The 21,725-nt window shown below is 37.2% G+C and carries 15 protein-coding genes, 1 tRNA gene and 1 pseudogene; 11 read left to right on the forward strand and 6 right to left on the reverse strand.

Annotation, left to right across the window (positions count from 1 at the left end; all coding sequences use genetic code 11):
* Positions 1-125: 125 nt before the first annotated feature.
* The 8 genes and pseudogenes from P3L44_RS17450 to P3L44_RS17480 all read left to right on the forward strand — a co-directional run bounded on the left by P3L44_RS17450 (position 126) and on the right by P3L44_RS17480 (position 10,115).
* Positions 126-201, forward strand: a tRNA-Phe gene (locus P3L44_RS17450).
* 195 nt (positions 202-396) lie between these two features.
* Positions 397-1,662, forward strand: coding sequence for a tyrosine-type recombinase/integrase (locus P3L44_RS17455; protein WP_272661558.1), 1,266 nt, complete (start codon positions 397-399; stop codon positions 1,660-1,662).
* Positions 1,663-1,912: 250 nt separating this feature from the next.
* A complete protein-coding gene (locus tag P3L44_RS17460) occupies positions 1,913-2,197 on the forward strand; it encodes a hypothetical protein (RefSeq protein WP_060560757.1) in 285 nt (94 codons plus the stop codon).
* Between the two features lie 112 nt (positions 2,198-2,309).
* Positions 2,310-2,606: an IS66 family insertion sequence element accessory protein TnpA gene (gene tnpA / locus P3L44_RS17465; protein WP_094961085.1), complete on the forward strand. Its 297-nt coding sequence runs from the start codon at positions 2,310-2,312 to the stop codon at positions 2,604-2,606.
* A pseudogene (gene tnpB, locus P3L44_RS22160) lies at positions 2,603-2,947 on the forward strand (IS66 family insertion sequence element accessory protein TnpB). Before tnpA ends, tnpB begins: the two are co-directional and overlap by 4 nt.
* An 84-nt stretch (positions 2,948-3,031) precedes the next feature.
* Entirely contained in the window at positions 3,032-4,555 is a 1,524-nt protein-coding gene (gene tnpC / locus P3L44_RS17470; RefSeq protein WP_163762158.1) for an IS66 family transposase, read from the forward strand.
* A gap of 1,921 nt (positions 4,556-6,476) precedes the next feature.
* Positions 6,477-6,818 (forward strand): helix-turn-helix domain-containing protein, encoded by a 342-nt coding sequence (locus P3L44_RS17475; RefSeq protein WP_036958050.1) that lies wholly within the window; start codon positions 6,477-6,479, stop codon positions 6,816-6,818.
* Between the two features lie 90 nt (positions 6,819-6,908).
* Positions 6,909-10,115: an ATP-binding protein gene (locus tag P3L44_RS17480; RefSeq protein WP_272662803.1), complete on the forward strand. Its 3,207-nt coding sequence runs from the start codon at positions 6,909-6,911 to the stop codon at positions 10,113-10,115.
* Here P3L44_RS17480 and P3L44_RS17485 read toward each other — a convergent pair.
* The 6 genes from P3L44_RS17485 to P3L44_RS17510 all read right to left on the reverse strand — a co-directional run bounded on the left by P3L44_RS17485 (position 10,093) and on the right by P3L44_RS17510 (position 16,192).
* Complete coding sequence (locus P3L44_RS17485; protein ID WP_140171700.1) at positions 10,093-10,746, reverse strand: response regulator transcription factor; 654 nt, start codon at positions 10,744-10,746, stop codon at positions 10,093-10,095. The two genes, P3L44_RS17480 and P3L44_RS17485, sit on opposite strands and share 23 nt — an antisense overlap.
* 69 nt (positions 10,747-10,815) lie before the next feature.
* Positions 10,816-11,793, reverse strand: coding sequence for a fimbrial protein (locus P3L44_RS17490; protein ID WP_272662804.1), 978 nt, complete (start codon positions 11,791-11,793; stop codon positions 10,816-10,818).
* Positions 11,794-11,796: 3 nt separating this feature from the next.
* The gene (locus tag P3L44_RS17495) at positions 11,797-12,522 is read right to left on the reverse strand and encodes a molecular chaperone (RefSeq protein ID WP_140171702.1); all 726 of its coding nucleotides are present in this window, start codon (positions 12,520-12,522) and stop codon (positions 11,797-11,799) included.
* A 6-nt stretch (positions 12,523-12,528) separates the two neighbouring features.
* A complete protein-coding gene (locus P3L44_RS17500; protein ID WP_272662805.1) occupies positions 12,529-15,009 on the reverse strand; it encodes a fimbria/pilus outer membrane usher protein in 2,481 nt (826 codons plus the stop codon).
* A gap of 131 nt (positions 15,010-15,140) precedes the next feature.
* Positions 15,141-15,674 carry a fimbrial protein gene (locus P3L44_RS17505; protein ID WP_272662806.1) on the reverse strand — a complete coding sequence of 178 codons (534 nt, stop codon included), beginning with the start codon at positions 15,672-15,674 and terminating at the stop codon, positions 15,141-15,143.
* Positions 15,675-15,883: 209 nt separating this feature from the next.
* Positions 15,884-16,192, reverse strand: coding sequence for a helix-turn-helix domain-containing protein (locus tag P3L44_RS17510; RefSeq protein WP_272662807.1), 309 nt, complete (start codon positions 16,190-16,192; stop codon positions 15,884-15,886).
* Between the two features lie 1,677 nt (positions 16,193-17,869).
* On the opposite strand from P3L44_RS17510, the gene P3L44_RS17515 reads away from it, so the two are divergent.
* The 3 genes from P3L44_RS17515 to P3L44_RS17525 all read left to right on the forward strand — a co-directional run bounded on the left by P3L44_RS17515 (position 17,870) and on the right by P3L44_RS17525 (position 21,724).
* The gene (locus P3L44_RS17515; protein WP_272662808.1) at positions 17,870-18,400 is read left to right on the forward strand and encodes a fimbrial protein; all 531 of its coding nucleotides are present in this window, start codon (positions 17,870-17,872) and stop codon (positions 18,398-18,400) included.
* An 86-nt stretch (positions 18,401-18,486) separates the two neighbouring features.
* Complete coding sequence (locus tag P3L44_RS17520) at positions 18,487-20,970, forward strand: fimbria/pilus outer membrane usher protein (protein WP_272662809.1); 2,484 nt, start codon at positions 18,487-18,489, stop codon at positions 20,968-20,970.
* Positions 20,971-20,992: 22 nt separating this feature from the next.
* On the forward strand, positions 20,993-21,724 hold the full coding sequence (locus P3L44_RS17525) for a molecular chaperone (protein ID WP_164560871.1): 732 nt from the start codon (positions 20,993-20,995) through the stop codon (positions 21,722-21,724).
* Position 21,725 lies beyond the last annotated feature (1 nt).

A 21,725-nucleotide genomic window follows, 5' to 3' on the forward strand; every position in this document is an offset into this window, starting at 1 on the left:
AAAACAACTAACGCATACTAAACACACACATTTTGCTGAAAAAGAAAACACTCAGTAAAAAAAAGTGGTTTTTTATTAAAAATGCATTGACGCAAACGGCTGAATACGGTTTAATGCGCCCCGTTGCCCGGATAGCTCAGTCGGTAGAGCAGGGGATTGAAAATCCCCGTGTCCTTGGTTCGATTCCGAGTCCGGGCACCACCTTATTATCAACAGACGTCAACCGACGTCTGTTTTTGTTTGTAAAGCCCGCTAAAATCAACACTCTCCCAAAGTTTCAACTCCACTGAATTCTACTCGATTCTACCCACATCAACCCCATTGTGTGGGTACAATTGCGGGTATACACTAGTTCGATAGAATTTTGTACCCACTTTATCTCTCAGGAAGCTCACTATGGCACTGACTGACGCTAAAATTCGGGCGGCTAAACCCGATGTGAAATCCTATAAATTAACCGATGGTGCAGGTCTGCACTTATTGGTTCACACTAATGGTTCTAAGTACTGGCGATTACGCTACCGCCATTTAGGTAAAGAGAAAACCTTAGCATTGGGTTTATACCCTGATGTCTCTTTATCAGAGGCACGTTTAAAACGTGATGACGCAAGAAAATTGATTGCTGACGGTATTGACCCGTGCGAACAAAAACGTGTGGCTAAAGCAGCTTCTGATGCTAATCTCTCTTTTGAAACCATCGCAAGACAATGGCATGCCAGCAATAAAAAATGGTCTGAATCACACAGTGAAAAGGTTTTAAAGAGTTTGGAGTCGCATGTCTTTCCTTATATTGGATTACGCGATATCACTACCCTCAAAACCCCTGACCTGCTTATTCCTATCCGTGCAGCAGAAAGTAAAGAGATTTATGAGATAGCTGCGCGTTTACAGCAACGTATCGCTGCTGTCATGCGTTATGCGGTGCAATCAGGTATTATTGGCTATAACCCTGCTATTGATACCGCAGGGGCTGTAACGACTGTACAACGCCAACACCGTCCAGCTCTTAACCTTGACCGTCTACCTGAACTCATTGCCCGTATCGATGCTTATAAAGGGCAACCCGTCACTCGCCTAGCTGTGATGTTAAATTTATTAGTGTTTATTAGGTCAAGCGAACTTCGCTATGCGCGTTGGTCTGAAATTGACTTCGATAAAGCCTTATGGACTATTCCTGCTCAGCGAAAGCCTATACCCGGCGTTAAATTCTCATACAGAGGCGCTAAAATGCGCACTCCGCATTTAGTTCCCCTTAGCCACCAAGCCATCACTATACTGAAAGAAATTTGGGCATGGACGGGTGAACATGAATTGATCCTAACGGGCGCTCATAATCCCTTTAAGCCTATGAGCGAAAATACAGTCAATAAAGCCTTACGTGTGATGGGCTATGATACGAAGACTGAAATTTGTGGACACGGTTTTAGAACGATGGCGTGTAGTTCATTAGTTGAATCAGGTTTATGGTCGAAAGATGCAGTAGAACGGCAAATGAGCCACCAAGAACGTAACTCAGTGAGGGCTGCTTATATTCATAAGGCAGAACATATAGATCAACGCCGATTAATGGTGCAGTGGTGGGCGGATTATTTGGATGCTAATCGTGAACAAACGATTTCGCCATTCGACTTTGCAAAGTTGAATAATCCAATGAATCACTAAAACTTTAGCCATATCATATAGGAGATCCATTTTCAATACGAGGAGTCGAATACTACGGTAGTATGCCGACTATATCGATTCATTGAGAAATGGTGGAAATATTCTTCATGGGAATTTTAATCGCCAAAAAGCATAGTCATTAATCACTATATCGTAATACGTCTTATTCAATATCTATACACCACTAAAAGCCCCTGTCCATGAGGATAGGGGCTTTTTTGCTTTTAAATCAACCTAAAAGGAAATCATGATGGAAAATTACATTTGTTGCCCTGTATGTGACTCAACCCGTATTCGTGAACGTCATATAGGGAAAAAGACAGGAGCTGTTGCTGGTGGCGTATCAGGCGCACTTGCTGGAGCGTCTATCGGCTCTGCTGTTCCTGTTGTAGGGACGATTGCTGGTGCTGCGGTAGGCGCTCTATTTGGACGTTTAGTAGCTGGAGCTACTGCTGGGGCTGTGAGTGGTTCAGCTTTAGATGGCGTGGTATTTGATCGTTATGAATGTATCGAGTGTGAATACACGTTTGATTGATAGCCATAAGTTAACGGAAACCCCTGATGGGATTTCCGTGTAAGCGGTTAATGAACCACACATACTAAACAAACTCGTCATTTGCCATAGTAGCTTTTTCATTGGAGGGACTATGGAACAACAAAGTAAACGAGAATACTGGACTGCAATTCTAGAGCAGCAACGACAAAGTAATTTAGGCATTAAGCAGTTTTGCTCGGAGCAAAACATAAGCTATCAGACTTTTCACTATTGGTCGAAAAAGCTCACGCAATCCGAGCCTGAAACCAGGGTTCAACCTATCGTGGTGACAGAGCCTACCGTGAGCACAAGTTGTGTTGTGTTAATTCTCAATAATGGCATTCGAGCAGAACTGCCGGCAACGCTTAGCTCGCAACAAATTAAGACTTGGTTTGAAGCGCTACAATGATACCAACAGGTAAGGTTTTCCTCATCTCTGGAGTCACGGACATGCGTAAGTCCATTGATGGACTATCGTTGATTGTCGCGGAGACTCTTGAGATGGATCCGTTTAGTGAGTCTTGGTTCATTTTCTGCAATCGTACCCGAGATAAATTGAAAATCTTGTTTTGGGATACTAATGGCTTCTGGCTGTAATATCGTCGCTTAGAAAAAGGGACCTTCAAGTGGCCAAGACCCAGTGAGGACGGAGCCATTCATATTACTAAGCAACAACTGGGTTGGCTTCTTTCGGGGTTAACGCTCGAACATGCCAAAGCTCATCGTCCACTTCATAATCTAGAAGTGTGACCGCTGATACTGATCGTCACGTTGGGCTTGAACGATCCTTTTTTGCTGTCATACTTAAGTCATTGAGATGACCAGAGCCCAGACATGACCGACCTCCCTGATGATATCGACCAGCTAAAAGCTATGCTGCTTGAGCTTCACCAACAGAACGAAGCAAAAGATAAACTCCTTGCGGCAAAGCAAGAGGAGGTTGCCGAGCTCAAAACCAAAATTGAGTTGTTGATTGAACAGCTCAATTTAAGTAAGTCAAAGCGCTTCTCATCACAAAGTGAAAAAATACCCAAAGGTACGTTTAACGAAGCGGAGCAACAAAAGAGTACGGCTAAATCCGACGACGACAAGAAAAAAACAGGCCGTAAGCCTTTTCCAAAAGAGCTCGAGCGTGAAGTTCATAAACATGAACTCAATGCCCCTTATTGCGACTGCTGCGACGAGCCTTTACATCAATGTGGTGTTGAAACTTCTGAAGAGCTGAAAATCATCCCACAGAAGGTTAGTGTTATACGTCACGAGCGAACCAAGTACGCTTGCCGGCAGTGTGAAAAAACACAGACTGAAACAAAGATTATCACAGCCCCAAAACCCGCAAGTATGATCCCTAAAAGCCTAGGGAGTGCAGATGCATTCGCCGCTGTAGTCACAGCAAAATACGTTGATGCTCTGCCACTCTATCGCCAAGTGGATATTCTCAATCGCTCTGGTATAGATATTAGCCGCGCTACACTGGCCAACTGGTGCGTTCAGTTAGGAAGCAAAGTGCAAGTCATTATTGATGCAATGAAAAGTGAGTTATTGAAAGAAAAGCTCATCTGCGCGGACGAAACCACTGTTCAAGTATTACGTGAAGAAGATAAGAAAGCACAATCTAAGTCATATATGTGGGTCTATCGTAGCGGTGAGTTCGTCAATAACCCAGTGGTTATCTACGACTATCAAGCCAGCCGCAGAGCAGAGTGCGTACAAGACTTTTTAGGTAGTTACTCTGGTTACTTGCTATCGGATGGCTACAGTGCATACGACAAACTTGAGGACGTGACTCAAGCTGCTTGCATGGCGCATGTACGCAGAAAGTTCACTGATGCTCAAAAAGCTTCACCATCAAAAAAAGCGGGCAAGCCAGAAAAAGCACTGAACTTTATTAGCAAACTATACGGTATTGAAAAGAAAGCCAAAGGGCTTGACGCAAAATCTCGACACCAACTACGACAAGAAGAAGCCAAACCTATTTTAGATGAGTTCAAGCAATGGCTTGACAGTCAAAACGTTCTCCCTAAAGGATTACTTGGCAAAGCCATCACTTATACGCAAAACCAGTGGCCTAAGCTGCTTACCTACCTTGAAGACGGCGATATAAGTATCGACAACAATGTGACCGAACGAGATATAAGGCCGTTCACGACAGGTCGCAAAAATTGGATGTTCTCAACGTCGGTAGGCGGAGCAAAGGCGAGTGCAAACTTGTATAGCCTCGTGATGACTTGCCGCGCTAATGACATGAACCCTTATTATTACTTCCAACACCTGTTTACCGAGTTACCAAAACGAAGTCCGAAAGATGATGTGTCGGATCTCATGCCATGGAACGTAGAAATCAGTGAGGTTGAGTAAAGCTTTACTGGTTCATTAAGCGCTTACGTGATAACCATAAACCATATGCCTTTCTAAATAATTTATCAGAAACCATTTACACAGATACTGGATAAAACCCACAAGGTCATGAAATACAAAATAACGAAATTTAATCATAACGATTAAAGCGAACATAATTCACGCAAGTAAATTAACAAGTTATATTTTTATTGTCAGTTTACCTCTTTCGAGGTATTTTCATTGAGCTAATGCTGTGTGGAAAATCATCTGCATCTCCCTTTCCTGAAGAGCGGGTATAATAGTCACCCTGAAAGTTTTTTTGAAAAACCGCATTGTCCATCCGAAATATCAAACGACATGATCTTGTTACCAAAATTATATGTACTAAAATCATCAATACTTTCATTTACCAGCAAATACTGACCTATTTGATCAAATCCATGAAATAATGCAATGGCAGAGAGCCTCTGGTGACAACTATCTCCATTACTCAGTGTCACAGTTGCTGTAATCTTTTGGTGTATAAAAATACTCTTACTGCCCTCTTTATTTTGACAAGATTGACTGGCATTGAATTGTGCTTGTATTTTTTACATCAACACTGGCATACATCTCGTTAAATGGGGTTAATACACGCCCGATTATCAGGGTAAGAGTACATAGAGGAATTCACCGTCACGTGAATATTATCAGCTATTGCAACCAAAGGTAGTCCTATCAATAAAAACAAACCTATAACTCATTTTTTCATATTAAATTCCAAATCTATTTTCACCTCTGCGGATCAAGGGGACCTGTATCTGGGCTATACCGAATCAGATGTCTTCCCCATATGCTTTACAGCTTTCAATTGATCATCATTCTGAATTAATCTGCCCTTTTTCAGATAGTTAATTTTTCAGCCATCAATTGTGCTTCATCTTCGCTGTGAGTCACTAACAGTGCTGTTTGCCTGAGAGGGTAGATTTCATAGCCCCCCCCACCCGAGCTGAATTATTTACCGTGGTGGGGTGTCAGCTCAGAACATGGCAATCAATGTAGAAAAAAGGGGCATATTATGGGTCTTGACAAAAAGATAAAATAGATTTACTTTGAAAATCAATTCATTAAATAGCTTAATGTTCCCGAATCTGGGCACCATATATTTAAAGAACCCGCCCCAAAAGGCGGTTTTTTGCTTTTATATTTCTAAGCTCAAGTTGAGTACTCGGCTAAAGAATCTGAAATCTATAATCTTTTTTTATCTAACCTAAACACTTATTTCTATACCCTTTCAGTCTACTAGACATGGTTAGTCCGCCACTATACAGAATATTGATATACAAACAGCTATAATATAAAGTCAATTAACTTGACTTATACCAAATAACTAGGAATTACCTAAAAAAAACCAAACGCTAAAGTTTATAATTAGATTATTATTCTCACCCTTTTCTCATTTCATCCATTAGACAGCCAAGCCTAACTCATATTACGTGTTTTTATTAGCCTATTGTCTTATCTAAGAACCTAAAAATAAGTTTTTATATTAATAGTTATGAAAATAAATCATTAAAAAACCACAATATCATTTTTTATTCCTAGCTATTGAGCTAAAAAAATAATCAAATACAATATTAATCAATAAGTGCTAATAATAATTTGTAATAAAAAGGTAACTAAGCCTTAATGTAATAAAACCTACTCAACCTTACCGAACAACTCACAATTTCTGCTTAACATGTTGTTAAGTAATAAAAATAACCCCATAAAACAAAGTGCAAATAACTATAATGTTTAGAATAAGACTCTGCATATGAACCTAAAATAAATGACTTAATCTTATTTAAAACTTTCAATTAAGGAATACCTTATATTCTAAAATTTTCTTTTCGTCATAATTTACTCTTAGCTATAAAAATAGTTTTATGAATCAATGATACTAGGGTCAAGTTTCCTCATGAAAAAGAAAAAAGATACAACTTATTATATCAGCCAACTAGTTGGTAAATGCTTACAAGAATACCGGCAAGAATTAGGAATTAGTGGTGAGAACATTGCGAAAGAGTTAGGCATTAGCCAACAGCAATTATCGCGCTATGAACGAGGAGAGAATGCGTTAACCGTAGATGTATTGTTTAAATTTATTCTTATACTCGGTATTAATTTCCCAGATTTTTACCATAGGCTATTCTATGTCGTGAGTCATCATCCTAAACTTTCACACTATATCACTAATTTAAATGGTTTTGGCTGGGAATTAGATGATTTAAAAGACTATTATAATTCAGCAATTGTATAACCTTTAGCGTAAAGAAATATTGTTTAATTTGTTTATTTTATATTATTATGAAAATCATGGAGTTTGCCTATAATCGATGAGAACAGCGCTATGCCTACCCCTTCTCCGACTGCATTTTCAAGGATAACTCGCACATCAGGACGCACGAATAGCATACTTACCATTGCTTTTCCTTTGTTATTTATTCTAATAACAACATTGATTTGGAGTGCAGAGCGAATTGTTCAACAAGAAACTAAACGCCTAGAAGTCGATTTTAGGTCACTAATAGGCTATATCAATGAACAAGAAAAGTTTTTACGATCTTTAAATAAGCAAAATCAAGATTTAATAGAGTTAGTTGAAAGCCGAACCTATGCAATACGAGAACAGTTCTTACCAACAAGGTCGCCATTATATCTACTCGAAGGTAAAGAATCTTTAGTTGCAATGCCATTTACCCTAGCTTGTGACAAGAGTTTAGAGTGTTCCAACGTTCCCAGTATATTATTTTCTTTAGGGGCCTATTTAGCTGATTACTATTCTACTTTTTGGGGAGGCTCATATTTTCCAGCTGCTGCAGTATTTTTTGTCAACGAACACGACCAAATTAGTATCAGCGTTCCTTCCGTTGGAACAGTTTTAGGAAATGAATCTATTTCTCCAAATTTGTATTACTCCGTCATTGATAGTATTAGAAAAAATTTACCTACTATTCATGCTCAATTTTTAGAATCACAAGAAAGCGATTCAAAAGACATTATCTGGTTACGTCCTGAGCCATTTGATCATATTCTCATTGGGATCATCCCTGCTGGTTTTGATGAACATTTATGGCAGAATGCTCACATTTCTCCTAAAAATATTTATGCAGTTAGTATGTTAAGCCAAGCAAGGCTTAGCGTGCTGGAGCGAATGTTAAACCCCACACTCACACATCAATTTTGGCTGATTCATGCAAAATATGGTCAGCTACTTGGAACAACCCAAGCACCTGAAGAAGAAGCATTAGAAGGTATTTTCTATACCAGAGATGGCCTAGTTCTTAAACTTTCATCTAAAACTGATGAATGGACTGGATATTATAGAATTAGTTATGCGGCTTTTTTTGAAGACAACCTGTGGCTTCCTATCAGTTTAGTTATTGCACTTTTCTTTAGTTTATTTTGTGGATGGGGATATCACCGCTGGTACCAACGAAAAATATTACAACCCGCAATAGACTCCCAGCAAGCTATCTTAGAAAATGAATCTTTTAACCAAACACTTATTGCGACAACCCCTATCGGCTTATGTGTAATAGATAAAGAAACCCAGCAGTTACGCTTTGCAAATGAGTTAGCTCGTTATTGGCTAAAAATAACCAATATATCTACTCCCTACGACTCAAATGAATATAATGAATTACTTATCAAGGTTCTTTCTGACACAGAACAGGTTAAAACTAATTTAAAGTCTGGGGAACATGTTCTTTATGTCGTAAGCACAGCAACTTATTACCAGCAGCGCCCTGTTATTTTATGCGCATTTACTGATATTACGATCCAAGCAGAAACTGAAAAACAACTTGATGATGCTAAGCGACTTGCAGAAGAAGCCAACCGAGCTAAATCCACATTTTTAGCAACAATGAGCCATGAAATACGAACCCCACTTTATGGTCTAATAGGTACATTAGAATTACTGGCAAATACCTCTCTTTCATCTCAACAAGCTCACTTTATTGATCGAATATCAACAACATCCCAATTACTTATGCAGTTAATTGGTGATATTTTAGATATTAGCAAAATAGAAGCTAATCAAATTCAAATTCATAATCAACCATTTGATTTATTAGAATTAGTGCAACAAACTGTTCAGTTATATCAAGGAATTGCTCAGCAAAAAGGGTTGCTCCTATTTGCTATTATTGACCCAAATGTACAAGCAAATAGAGTTGGTGACTCTGCCCGACTGCAACAAATTTTAGGTAATTTACTCAGTAATGCGATTAAATTTACCCACAGAGGTACTGTTACTATTGAACTTAAAAGAAGTAATAAAAATAATATATTACTACGTGTCAGTGATACAGGTGTTGGAATTAGCCCTGAACAACAAATAAAATTATTTGAGCCATTTTATCAAGCTCATTCAGAAATTCATGCTTATGGTGGTACTGGCTTAGGTCTATTTATTTGCTCTAAGCTTATCAAATTGATGGATGGGCAAATAAGTTTACAAAGCGAAACTGGAGTTGGTAGCTCGTTTCTCGTGACACTACCTTTAGCACTCGATATACAGCAAACACACTGGCTATCACTCAAAAACACCAATATTTGGTTGCAAACCCCAAACCCATTATTGACTGAAAATATAACGCAATGGCTAAAACGTTGGGGGGCTAATGTTTATTTCACAGAAAATAGCCTCCCCATAGATACCTCATCCGTTATTGCTGTCGGCATATTAATTCCATCGTTTCCTCTGCCGACTCATTGGGATGGACAACAATGGGTAAGCCCTGAGATGAATTTTCGACTATCCGAATTAAATCAGCAGTTATTCTTACTACAAAATAATAAAGAACAGTTACCCCTTATTTGTCCAACATCTCGTATACAAACTCATATGCATAAATATCCGCTTCGCGTTTTAATTGCTGAAGATAACCCCATTAACCAAGTTGTTCTACAAGAGCAGCTTGAATTACTCGGTTGTAAGGTATTTATTGCCAATGATGGTGAAGAAGCATTGGTAATTTGGGATAACGAAATTGTCGATATCATCCTTACAGACGTTAATATGCCTTATCGTAATGGTTATGAGCTTGCACAACAGCTACGCAGTGAAGGCGAAACATGTCCAATTATTGGTGTTACTGCGAATGGATTAAAAGAAGAAGAAGAGCGATGTCTAGAATCTGGAATGGATTCATGGCTTGTAAAACCTATAGAGCTAGAAACCTTAATTCAATTATTCAACCGTTTATTCCCGATTTACTCTTCCTCAACTTTAGAAACGGCACCCCTAAAAATGATTAACCCACTAAATGGAGAGGATAGAGAAAAAATTATTCATCATTTTATTACCGATATTGCTCAATTTTGCCGAGCTGTCGAAGATAATAATACTGATGAAATAAAGCAGTTATCCCACCGTATCCGTGGCGCATTAATTAGTGTTGAACAACGTGAATTAGCTAATGAGCTTCGTGAGTTTGAGGCAACATTAGATTCACAGGCATCAACACACATTGATACTCAGGTTAACCAGAATATTTGCAATCAATTAGCTAATTGGATAAAAAAAATCAGTCAAATAAATGGTGTGTAAGGCAATAACTGATTAACGCTTGATTATTATCAACACCCAATTTACGCATTGCGGCATTTTTCTGTAAGCTGATAGTTTTATCACTGCGGTTTAATTGCTTAGCAATATCAACAATAGGCTTACCTTGAACAAAAAGTCGCAATACCTCAAGTTCACGAGGTGATAATGTCTTTACCCTATCATTTAATGTTATCGCATTACGGCTTTTTAATGTCGTTGTCATATCTGCAACAGGAATACGATATTGGCGGCCTTGCCCCGCTAATGTGATAGCCTTCATCAGGTCGCTTAATGGTGCCTCTTTTGACACCACCGCGCTCACCCCTGAATCATATAACATTTGTATAATCATTGGGTTAGAAACCATCGTTAATACAATCACAGCAATATTTGGGTATTGACGACGTAAAAATTGAATATAATTCTGGCCATCGCTAGATTCGGTATTATTAGGCATCATATAATCAGTTACGATCACATCAACCTCATTTTTTTTCAAAAAAGAAAATAGTTCAGCATCCTGAGTGTAGGCACCTAAAATTTCTAAATTCATTGATTGAGAAAGTGTATCTTTCAAACCTGAAAGCACAATGGGATGATCATCAACTAATACTAATTTGAGTTTTTTCATTTAATAATACTCAGCATCAGAATATGTATATTCAATATAACACCATAGAAAAAATGTCAATTAACGCTCTTAATATGAAACAACAACTCGAACTGTTTTAGAAAACGGACCTGAAGCGATGGTGCTACCTGCTATCTTGCTTAATGTCGCAGTAAAAGGGATACTAATCGGTGATTGTGGCATGATTTCGCCAATACTGTAACTTTCATTATAGTTAATATCAGTTGAATTACGGGTTAATAGTGTTTGTAATCCATTACCCATATCAAGATATTTTCCACCTAGCACCGTATTATTATTGGGTTCAAAACGAACTGATATATTCAGCCCTGTTTCGCAGTCCTGTGGCACTGACATACCTAAATTAAAAGTTCGGCTAACCACATCTCCCGCATTCATTTGTTTAGGTGAAATCGTGTCAAAGTTTACACTCCCCCCATTAGAAGCCGTAATATTAACCGCCGGCGCAGGGCAGAGTAAGGTTAAGTTTCCTTTAATTCGCACATAAGTTGGTCCGCCTAAATCCTTGCCTAAATAATCCACATGAGCTCCTAATAAAAATAACCCAGTATCAAAAGGTTTAAGAGCATTAGCCCCCTTATAAACATAGAAGTTATACATGAAAGCAATATTACGTGTAATTCCTGTCTCTGGTTGACTCCAATACCCCAAATAAATATTTGGAACAGTTGGGTTGGTTATCGTTACTGGACTAGGAGATGAAATTGCATTTTGTTGCGTCACACTGACACCACTATTAATCAATAATGTTTTAATTGCAGTTGGCATTGTATTTTTAAAGTAAACGGCATTAGCTGTACTTGATGAGCCAGTAAACTCACATCTCACTGATACATATGAGCTCAATGCTGATGTCAATAAGGTACCATTTGGAATTGAAGTACTACTATTTGTAATATCAAAGGTTAATTCTTGTTCTATAGATGTAGCTCCTGAACTCGGTGTACAATTATTAACCGCAGCTACTGATTGAAAACTTAGCAAAAATAATATAGCGAATGAATTTATTTTATTCAAAATTAACATAATTTATCTCTTATCCTTTTCATTTGATAAGGAACAAGTTGTATTACATGTATATTTCAATAAGTTTGGTGTTCCATAATCATCAATATAAGTAATAACCATTTTCGGCGATTTCACTTGTTTATCTGATAGAAAATATGTTGAATTTCTATTTGGCTTTATAACAATTTCTTTAAAATCAGTAACTTTAGATTCATTGTCATTAACATTAATCACAACAATGTGATAGGGTGTCGGGTTAGTTAATTTTAACGAGTTTCCTATTTTTTCCACTTTCAATTCTTTCTGCCAATCATTGTTAGGGTATTTTTTCAATTCACTTGGACGATAAAATAATTTAAAGCGTGATTGAATAACAATTTCAACAGCATTTTCTAGTTTAGTTTTCGGTGGAATACCCAAGACATTAAAGTAAAATAAAGACTCTTGGTTGTTCGGTATTTTCACGTCATTTTTTGATAAACTAATTCTAACCTGTTTCTTTTGATTCGCTTCAACACGTTGCAATAAAGGCAAAGCAATTAGTGGCTCTGAAATTTTTTCACCATTTTCATTCTCGACCCATGACTGAACTAAATAAGGGTCTTTTTTATCAATATTCTCAATCACAACGCTAACACCTTTACTTGCTTCATCATAAATAACGCGAGTACGGTCAACAGAAATTGATGCATGTGTGTATGTGCTAATCAAGATTAAAGCACTTATTATTAATTTAAATTTTTTCATGATTTTCTATTCTTTATTACAGGTTATATTCTTACTGGCTAAATGGCTTTGTTTTCCTAACATAATTCGACATGACTGGTCACCACTCCATTTAACCGTTAATTTTTGATCTGGTTGGAAGCCCGTTAAATAAACTTGCCCTTCCTCTGCAATCATTCCCAATACACTATTATTATCAGAGCCATAAACTAAAGCACCAAATGGGGGCGTATTTCCGTCAGGGAATTTAATTGTAACTAACGCTTTTTCCCCCACTAATGTATTGAGTTTTGAATAACCAACCGCACCATCAGTTAAATTTGATTCAATCACGCTGTCATCAATGCTGACATTGTCTGGTACATTATTAAGGTCTACATACTGGGTCGACCTATAATAGGTTGGAACATTACTAATTGCGGCTAAACCAAACCCATTCGTAACTGATTCATTTTTATTAATTGATACCCCTTTCGCTTTATCTGTATCAATAACCATACGAGCTTGGTTATCATAAACTCGTCGGTGTAAGACTGGGCCTTGGTTGGTAATCGTCAAGGAGCCATCTAGTGACCCACTTAATGTATGGTAATCTTCACCATACGATCCTGTTAGTTGTGCAGTACCATATTGCGTATCACGATAAACGGATGCATTCATTGCCGCATTTTCAAAAAAGTCTTTACTTGATAAACCTAAGCTAACATTATTGTCATTAATTTTAGAATTGTAATTAATATTACTATTATATTTTTTATCAATATCATTATAAGAACTAAAGTATTGAATCCGTGAGTTTCTTTCACCACCAAATGGTATACTTAACGAAAGGTATGCTTGCTTAGAGCGCTTACCTTTCACGTAACTACTTTCACCAACAGATAATGATAAAATCGCATTATTTATAAAACTTGTATTTATGGTTTTATTAAACGATAAATTGAGAGTATTGTTATTTTTTGATTCTTTCCAATAACTTTCCCGTGAGTAACTTAAACTTATATCTGCCTGTAAATCAGGGAGTTGTTGTGTAAAAGAAGTCGTAAATACATTTTTCTGCCGATAATGTGGCGTTAACGGAGTTTCTTTTAAGCTAATATAATCATTCACTGACATAAAGCCTTCATTAGAAAACTGGTACCCTGTTAAATCCAATCGACTTGAATTCGAAAAACGTTTTGCATAATTAATACGGTAACTTTCACCAGTACGTAAAGCGATATCCTGTAGTTGATTCTTCGACTGTGTAATATCAAAAGATATTGCACCAAAGCGTTCCATATTTACCCCAACACCTGCATTATAGGCATGATATTCATCATTAGAGGTTGCAAAAATACCACCAAAAATAGATAAATTGTTGAGGATCCCCCAAGAAGCTTCAGTTGATATAAAGTCATCATTGATGTTTTTATATCCCATTGGGTCTAACCGGCCTGCATTCAGTTTATATTGCACCATGCCTGGGCGTGTTAAAAAAGGAATATTGGTCGAGGAAACTTGGTACTCACGTATAGAGCCATCTTCTTCTGTAATTTTAACATCAAGAGTCCCTGATAAAGAGGAACTCAAATTATCAATTGAAAAAGGCCCTGGTGCCACTTTCATTTGATTCAAGATACGTCCATTTTGTGAGATAGTGACTGTCGCATTACTTGTCGCGGTTCCTGTGACACTCGGTGCATACCCCCTTAGAGAAGCCGGTAGCATGTTCTCATCCGTAAAGACACTAACGCCGTTAAAGCGTACAGAATCAAATACATTACTTACTGTATAATACTTACCCGCAAAAAATTTTGCGGATAAACTAGGTAAATCTGTAAATAAATAAGTTTGCACCCATTTAAAATTATCATTTTTATTATCATTAAAATCTTTTTGATATTGATAATTACTGCGAACACGCCAACGCCCTACATTCGCACCAATAGAACCGAATGAGCTAAAATTATTAATATCTCGAGTATTCTTATACTTAATATAGTTTTCAACAAAGTTGTAATCCAATACGAGTGCATTAACTCCAACTTCCCGTTGCATGGGCGGAACCCAATTGTCATCAGAATACTGAAAATAAGCTTGAGGTATTGAAAGCATTAACTCTTGCTTTTCATCATCGAATCTTGCCTGAATATTTTTATCCTGTGATGCAAGATCATAACACTGACCATTTTCCCATGTTGGTACTTCTTTAACAAATTCTTCTTTTAACCCAATAACTTCTACTAAGTTTCTAGAAATACAAGGTTGTATATTTTCGTCTTTATTTAAAAAGTTTATTTGATCAAAATAATTGATTCTTCGACCATTTACCGATACATTAGAAAAATAAGAACCTTCACTAATTTTATTTTTCTCAAATGCACTTAAATCTATATTAGTATTACCCAAAATAGATAATGCGTCTTCATTAAATTGAACAGAATCCGCATTAACATAGTAAGTGTAAAACAATAAACTAGATACTAAACTAGTCACTATGTTTTTATTAAAATTGTTCTTTTTCATTAGCCGCAATATTCTATAATGGATTTATTGAATGAACTCATATAACTGAAAATGCTGTGAAGCAATTGCTATACACAGCATAATCAGCAAATATAAGATTTATTATTTTTTTTATGTTTTTATATTAATACTTATTGGTAATCTAAAACGTAAGCGACTGTAGATTTAACAGAACCGGCTGTAGCTGCACCTAATGCCTGCATACGAGCAGATAAATTAATAACATTTGTCCCTGCGTTTAAGCTTTGCTCAACAGTATCATTTGTTTTTAAATTTGTTCCACTTGCATTTTGGAATAACACACCAACATTGGTAGCAGTACCAGTACTTGCCCATAAGGTGCCAGCTGCATCCATTTGGCCCGTAAATTTAACTGTTACTTTAGAATAATCAGTACCACTTGCGGTAGGGTCCAAAATACAATCCGTTAATTCTAATGTGAAATCAACATTTGGACCTTGTGAACCAGCTGTTTGTAATGATGCCGCTGGAACAGAACCTAATTGAACTTCTTTGTTAACAGAAGAAGGAGCAATGGTACAAGCACCAGTATTCACAGTACCATTGAATTCAATAGTACCGCTTCCTACATCCGCAGCAAATGAAGTTGATGCAGCAGTGAATGTTAATACGATAATTGAAGATGCTAATAGCGTCTTTTTCATTTTAAACCCTTATTTCATGATATTATTAATATATACTAAGGCAATACCTTAGTTGGTACACAGCCATATCAATAGTTTTATTGATATAACTAGAATTTAGTTAACTTTATTCTTATCATTATTTTAATGACTTGAGATGTTCGATAACATGTGAAGTAATATAACCACTAATATGAACCGTAAATATAAGGAGATCCTTAAAACAAATACTAACCTTCATTTTTTTTATTTTTTGAATAAAAACCATGACTTAATAATGAGTTATATTCAGAGGTCCAGCTATTTGATTGTTCTAAATCTATATCTTCAAGGAAATAATGAACACTGACTTTAAGGAAGTCTGCAATCATAACTAAAGAATCGATATCTATTCTGTTAATACCTCGTTCATAGCGAGAAAACTGCTGTTGACTAACATTCAAAGCCATTGCCACTTCAGTTCCTGTTAATCCATACTCCCTTCTAAGCTTTTTTATTCTGCTCCCTACTATTTTGGCAATAGGATATCTAGCTGCCATTTTTATTTCCTTTCTGAAAAATACAAAGTAGATACTGAATAATGTAAGAATAACTAACTGCGAGCAATACTAATTAAATAAAATAAAAATAACAAACTCACATACGAGTAATAAATAAAACCAAACATTAATTTTATTTATTGAAAATGCTGATTATTAACTATTAATATCTGGTTACCCTTAATATAAGTAAGGTTTATGAAACAATGTCTAACGAACTCGTCATTTTTCGGGTAAACACCATCACTAAATATAGTTACTTATCTCATATATTTAAAAAAAACAGTTTTTTTATCCAACAAGTCTTAAACGCCACATGTTATTAATTAACAAGATGTTAACATTTCCTTTTTAATGGAATTTTATATCACCAAAACTTGGTGATACCCGTACCTAAAAAAATAATAAACTTTAAGACTATAAACTTTCTTGAGGCTTTATTAAGTCCTTAACTAAATGCCCTACCTATTGAAGTTATTAAGGTTATTCATTCCTACATTCTTTAAATATTTCGTTATTATCCATATCATTTTTATTAGTTAACCATCATAGAATAAAAAAATGGAATAAAAACAATATTCTCAAGAATCGTAGAAATGTTTTAAATTCTTAAACATGGTGCGCCAAGTACACCTGAATTTAAGGCAGCACTAAAAGCAGAGTCTTTTGGTCGGCGCCTCCTAGTTAGTATGAATTTTTTACCTTCGTTTTTGGCATCTTCAACTAATTTTCTCACTAGCTCTAGATTACTCGGTTTTATCAGAAAGTACTCCATTTTCAATATTCCATTAATTCGTTCCGCTAAAGCATTTTGGCAACAATCGTAGCTATCTATCATAGAATATTGAATATTATGTTCTTTATGTATTTCCTGATACTCCGAAGAACAAGATTGTATCCCCCGACCTTAATGATGGATCAGCTTTCTTTCGCTCCTCAATCCTATCCAGTATTTTGTAATAGCCCTGTCGACTGATTTGCATAAAGTGACAAGCTATTGTTACGTTGAGGTTGTAATCCTTTTTTCTTTAATAGTAGAAAACCCACATTTTCATCCCATATTCACCCTAGAAATGCATGGGATAAATAAGTCCCGTAATAGTTCCATTAGACATGATATATTCTAACCAATTGTTTTGTAATAAATTTTGTTTTATCTACTTTACCGGATAAAAATAAGTGAAAAACATCAGAATATCGCCTTCATTTAACCCCATCAAAAATAACATTAAAAAACAAACGATTAGACTTGTTTCTTATGCGAATGAATTAATCTAACGCGATAAAGTCATTTCAAACTCATAAACGGATGTAAATAAATATCTCAATAACTCGGTTTTTGATTATTTAAGATATATTTCACTGCCAAAATACTCTTGTAATGTGTTTATTTGTTTTTATTGGTTATGTTGGCGTTTAATGCTTATGGTGAGTTGTTTTTTGGCTTAAAGATCTGCATTCAACGCCTTAACGCGGAGCTAGTGATAATGTTAATAAATATTTCGTTTTTTATTTTCTTTTAATTTCAATGCGTTAATTTAATATATTTCGTTACATTCTACCGGCGAAATACATACTTTAGCGATATCTGATTACTCATTTTATGGATATTATTTGTTTCGTTCTTCACAACAGATAAAAATTTTTAATTAAATGACTTAATATAAGGTAGATAACATGAATAAGACTTTAATTGCATTATGCTTAGCGTTAACGACAACTTCTATTTCTGCAATGGCTGCGGATGCCGGTTCTGGTAAAATTACGTTTAAAGGCACAGTTAATAGCGGTGCATGTACAATTGCACCGACTGATGTGAATAAAGAAGTTCAATTAGGTAATATTGCCGCGGTTAATTTAGATTCTGCAGGTAAAAAAGGCCCACTCAATTCATTTGAATTAAAATTACAAGATTGCCAATTAGACCCAAGTGCTTCAGGTACTCCTTATTCTAAAGTAAAAATTACGTTTAATGGCCAACCTGATGCCACAAACGCATCTTTATGGTCAAGCACTGGTAGCGCAAATAACGTTGCAGTTTCATTCTTAGACAATGCAGGTAAAGCCATTAAACCCGGTGATACTTTAGAGCAAACACTGAAAGCGTCTGACACCACAATTATTTTGTCTGCTCAAGCAGAAGCAACCGGTGCCGCCACTTCAGGTAGCATCAACTCTATCGCAAACTACGTATTAAGCTACGAATAAGATAGCTATCATGTCTAAGCAAAAGCTTTACGCTAATTAGCGTAAAGCTTTGTATTCCCTCTATCGATTATCATAAGAGTGCCAACATGTATTTTAAGAAAAAAAATATAGGTTATATTATCTCACTCATTATGTGTGGTGGGTATACAAATGCGGAAACTTTTAATATCAATGCCCTTAATTTGTCTGCAGACGACAATATTGACCTAAGCTATTTTGAAAAAAATAGTTTAAGTGAAGGTTTATATGAATCGGATATTATTTTAAATGATAAAAAAATTATCCGCGGCGAAAAAATTAAGTTTATTAATCATGATGGAACGATTGAGCCGTGTATTACGGCAGAATTAATAAAACGTTTCCCCTTAAATGAAGAAGCGAAAGAAATATTACTTTCTACTCAAGAAAACGCATGTATTAATTTATTCTCTCTCGATAAAAATGTGGCTATCGATTTTAATGATAGCGAACAAGTCCTGAGTATTTCGATACCTCAGAAATATATGGCATCGACTTATTCTTCGTGGGTGAGCCCTGAAATGCGCGATTATGGGATTGCGGGGTTAATTTTAGATTATACGATTAGCGATAATCATTTAATCCGTAAAAACGAAGAAACACGTAACCAACTCTATGCCTTCGGGAATGTGGGCGCTAACTTCGCGCAATGGCGTTTACGGGCAAATTACCAATATGAGAATAAATTGGCGGGCGAAGATGGACGGGGTAGCAAGAAACGCAACTTAGATTGGGACCAAGTCTACGCTTTTAGGGACATTGCCAGCTTATCGGCGAAGTTGTTTGCCGGGGAAATTTTCATTAAATCAGACTTGTTTGATAGCGTGCGTTTCAAAGGCGTGAGCATGTTTACCGATGAAAGCATGATGCCACCGAACCTCAGAGGGTATGCCCCTCAAATTACTGGGGTTGCCGCCTCAAACGCAACGGTCACCTTATCACAAAATGGCCGTATCATCAGCCAAGTGAAAGTGCCGGCGGGCCCTTTTGTGATTAAGGATTTAAGTCAATCCATCATGGGCACCATTGATGTGACCGTGGCAGAGGATAACGGTAAAGAAACGAAATTCCAGTTTACGACAACCAATATTCCGTTTTTAACCCGTAAGGGGCAAGCGCGCTACACCTTGAATTTAGGTCAGCTATCCCCGAAAAATGGCACCCATGCTAACGACAATTTTATGACTGTCGAAAGCTCTGTTGGGGTGTTTAACCATACCTCTGTTTTTGGCGGAATCGTGGCGACATCAGGGAATAAATATAAAGCCATTAACCTCGGCATTGGCCAAAATATCGGCTTTTTAGGGGCTTTTTCGGTGGATATCACCCAATCTTACGCCGACACCTTATTGGGGCGTGAGAAAGGCAAAAGCTACCGTATTAACTATGCCAAAGATTTACCGAGTATTGATGGGCAGTTGACATTAACCGGGTACCGTTTTGCCGACAGAACCTTTAACTCTTTATCCAATTTTGTTGAGCAAAACTTTGTCGACAGACAAGATATCGATACCAATAAAGACAAACATGTTTTTTCATTGTCTTACGCTCAGCAATTACGTGGAATGAATGCGAGTGTGAATATCACCGCATCACGTAAAACCTATTGGAATGGTAAGCAAAATAACTATTTCAGTGTGGGGCTCAATAAATTCTTCGATGAAGGCGTCATGAAAGGTGGGAATATCTCCCTGTCTTTAAACCAAGTCCGTGGGGCGAATAATAAAACGGATAACCAAGTTTATTTATCCGTCAGCAAACCATTAAGTACTGAAAACCAAAATGCATCAATATCGTATTTCGCCTCTTACAGTGACAGCAACAAGCGCTATGCAAATAACGTGAATTACAGTCGTCATGTTGATAGCAACACGAACTATAATTTAACCGCATCGACCCAAGATGGGTTATCGGAAGGGATGGTGAGCACCTATGTGTCACACAGCGCGGATGCCGGCCAAGTCCAAGTGACGGGGTCATTATCGGATTCCATGACGTCGCTAAGTATGACCATGAGTGGCTCGGTCACCGCGACACAGCACGGTATTTCCGCGCACCGTTTAACCTATCGTGACCAATCTCGCTTAGTGGTTGATGTGCCAAATGCGCAAGGCGTGATGATTGAAAATGGCCATGCGACGACGAATAGCCGAGGGTTAGCCACCATCAGTAACGTTCCGACCTACTATAATATGGAATACAAGGTGGATGTGAACAACCTGCCAGACACCGTAAACATTGATGATAATGTTTTAGCGTCTACACTCACTGATGGGGCAATCGGTTATGCTAAAATGGATGCAGATATTGGTAAGTCACTGATAACACGAATTAAGCTGGCTAATGGTCAATACCCACCATTAGGCTCAGTGGTGAAAAATAACGTAACGGGTAAAGTTTCAGGCATTATTGCTGAATCCGGTATCGTCTACTTAACCGGGTTGAACATGGGCGACCAACTTAGCGTCAACTGGGGAGATGCACAAGCGTGTACGTTCTTAGCGGACAGTCTCCTGGCTAAAAGTAGCGATTCAATTGCTTGTCGTCACTAATGTGATTTCAATGGGTGAAAAAATGACATTATTTAAAAAAGTACTTTCCGTTGTTTTACTCTCAAGCGTCATGAGCCAAGCGTATGCCGTTCTTGGGTTAGATAGAACCCGTGTTATTTTTAATGAAGCCGATGGCGGAACCAGTATCGTTGTTGAAAACCAAGATACCGCCTCTTCGTTTTTAGCGCAGACATGGATAGAAAACCAAAAAGGTGAAAAGCTGACTAACTCACTAGTGGCGTTACCTTTTTTACAAAAAATTGGCCCTAAACAGAAAAAACAAATCAAAATTGCGTATATGGATGGGCAAAATACCTTACCCACGGACAGGGAGAGTCTGTTGTATTTCAATGTATTAGGTATTCCACCGCAAGGTAAAGAAGCGAATGCGGTTCAGTTTACTATCCAATCACGCTTAAAACTGTTTTATCGCCCAAAAGGTATTGACTACAAAGTCTCTGCCGAGAAAGATTTTCAGCGCGATTTAAAAGTCACAAAACAAGGTGGACAGATTACGTTGTCGAATCCAACCCCGTTTAATATTGTGATCACCAATATCAATGTTGACCAAAGTAAAGATAAAGATTTTCCTGAAGTGCTTGTCGCCCCGTTTAGTGATTCAACCGTGACCTTGAAAAACCCGGCATGGAACAGTTTTGAAGTCGCTTATATTGATGACTTCGGTGGGCTGAAATTTAATAAATACCAGTGCGCCGCAGCACAGCCTTGCCAATTATTGCCACAGGCGAAATAAA

This window comes from Providencia sp. PROV175 (genome assembly GCF_032707045.1).
In the GTDB taxonomy this organism is placed as follows: Bacteria; Pseudomonadota; Gammaproteobacteria; order Enterobacterales; family Enterobacteriaceae; genus Providencia; species Providencia hangzhouensis.

What these genes read in the sequence shown, in the direction of transcription:
- P3L44_RS17455 (WP_272661558.1), top strand. Translation starts at nt 397, where the DNA reads ATGGCACTGACTGACGCTAAAATTCGGGCGGCTAAACCCGATGTGAAA.
- P3L44_RS17460 (WP_060560757.1), top strand. Translation starts at nt 1,913, where the DNA reads ATGGAAAATTACATTTGTTGCCCTGTATGTGACTCAACCCGTATTCGT.
- tnpA (WP_094961085.1), top strand. Translation starts at nt 2,310, where the DNA reads ATGGAACAACAAAGTAAACGAGAATACTGGACTGCAATTCTAGAGCAG.
- tnpC (WP_163762158.1), top strand. Translation starts at nt 3,032, where the DNA reads ATGACCGACCTCCCTGATGATATCGACCAGCTAAAAGCTATGCTGCTT.
- P3L44_RS17475 (WP_036958050.1), top strand. Translation starts at nt 6,477, where the DNA reads ATGAAAAAGAAAAAAGATACAACTTATTATATCAGCCAACTAGTTGGT.
- P3L44_RS17480 (WP_272662803.1), top strand. Translation starts at nt 6,909, where the DNA reads ATGCCTACCCCTTCTCCGACTGCATTTTCAAGGATAACTCGCACATCA.
- P3L44_RS17485 (WP_140171700.1), bottom strand. Translation starts at nt 10,746, where the DNA reads ATGAAAAAACTCAAATTAGTATTAGTTGATGATCATCCCATTGTGCTT.
- P3L44_RS17490 (WP_272662804.1), bottom strand. Translation starts at nt 11,793, where the DNA reads ATGTTAATTTTGAATAAAATAAATTCATTCGCTATATTATTTTTGCTA.
- P3L44_RS17495 (WP_140171702.1), bottom strand. Translation starts at nt 12,522, where the DNA reads ATGAAAAAATTTAAATTAATAATAAGTGCTTTAATCTTGATTAGCACA.
- P3L44_RS17500 (WP_272662805.1), bottom strand. Translation starts at nt 15,009, where the DNA reads ATGAAAAAGAACAATTTTAATAAAAACATAGTGACTAGTTTAGTATCT.
- P3L44_RS17505 (WP_272662806.1), bottom strand. Translation starts at nt 15,674, where the DNA reads ATGAAAAAGACGCTATTAGCATCTTCAATTATCGTATTAACATTCACT.
- P3L44_RS17510 (WP_272662807.1), bottom strand. Translation starts at nt 16,192, where the DNA reads ATGGCAGCTAGATATCCTATTGCCAAAATAGTAGGGAGCAGAATAAAA.
- P3L44_RS17515 (WP_272662808.1), top strand. Translation starts at nt 17,870, where the DNA reads ATGAATAAGACTTTAATTGCATTATGCTTAGCGTTAACGACAACTTCT.
- P3L44_RS17520 (WP_272662809.1), top strand. Translation starts at nt 18,487, where the DNA reads ATGTATTTTAAGAAAAAAAATATAGGTTATATTATCTCACTCATTATG.
- P3L44_RS17525 (WP_164560871.1), top strand. Translation starts at nt 20,993, where the DNA reads ATGACATTATTTAAAAAAGTACTTTCCGTTGTTTTACTCTCAAGCGTC.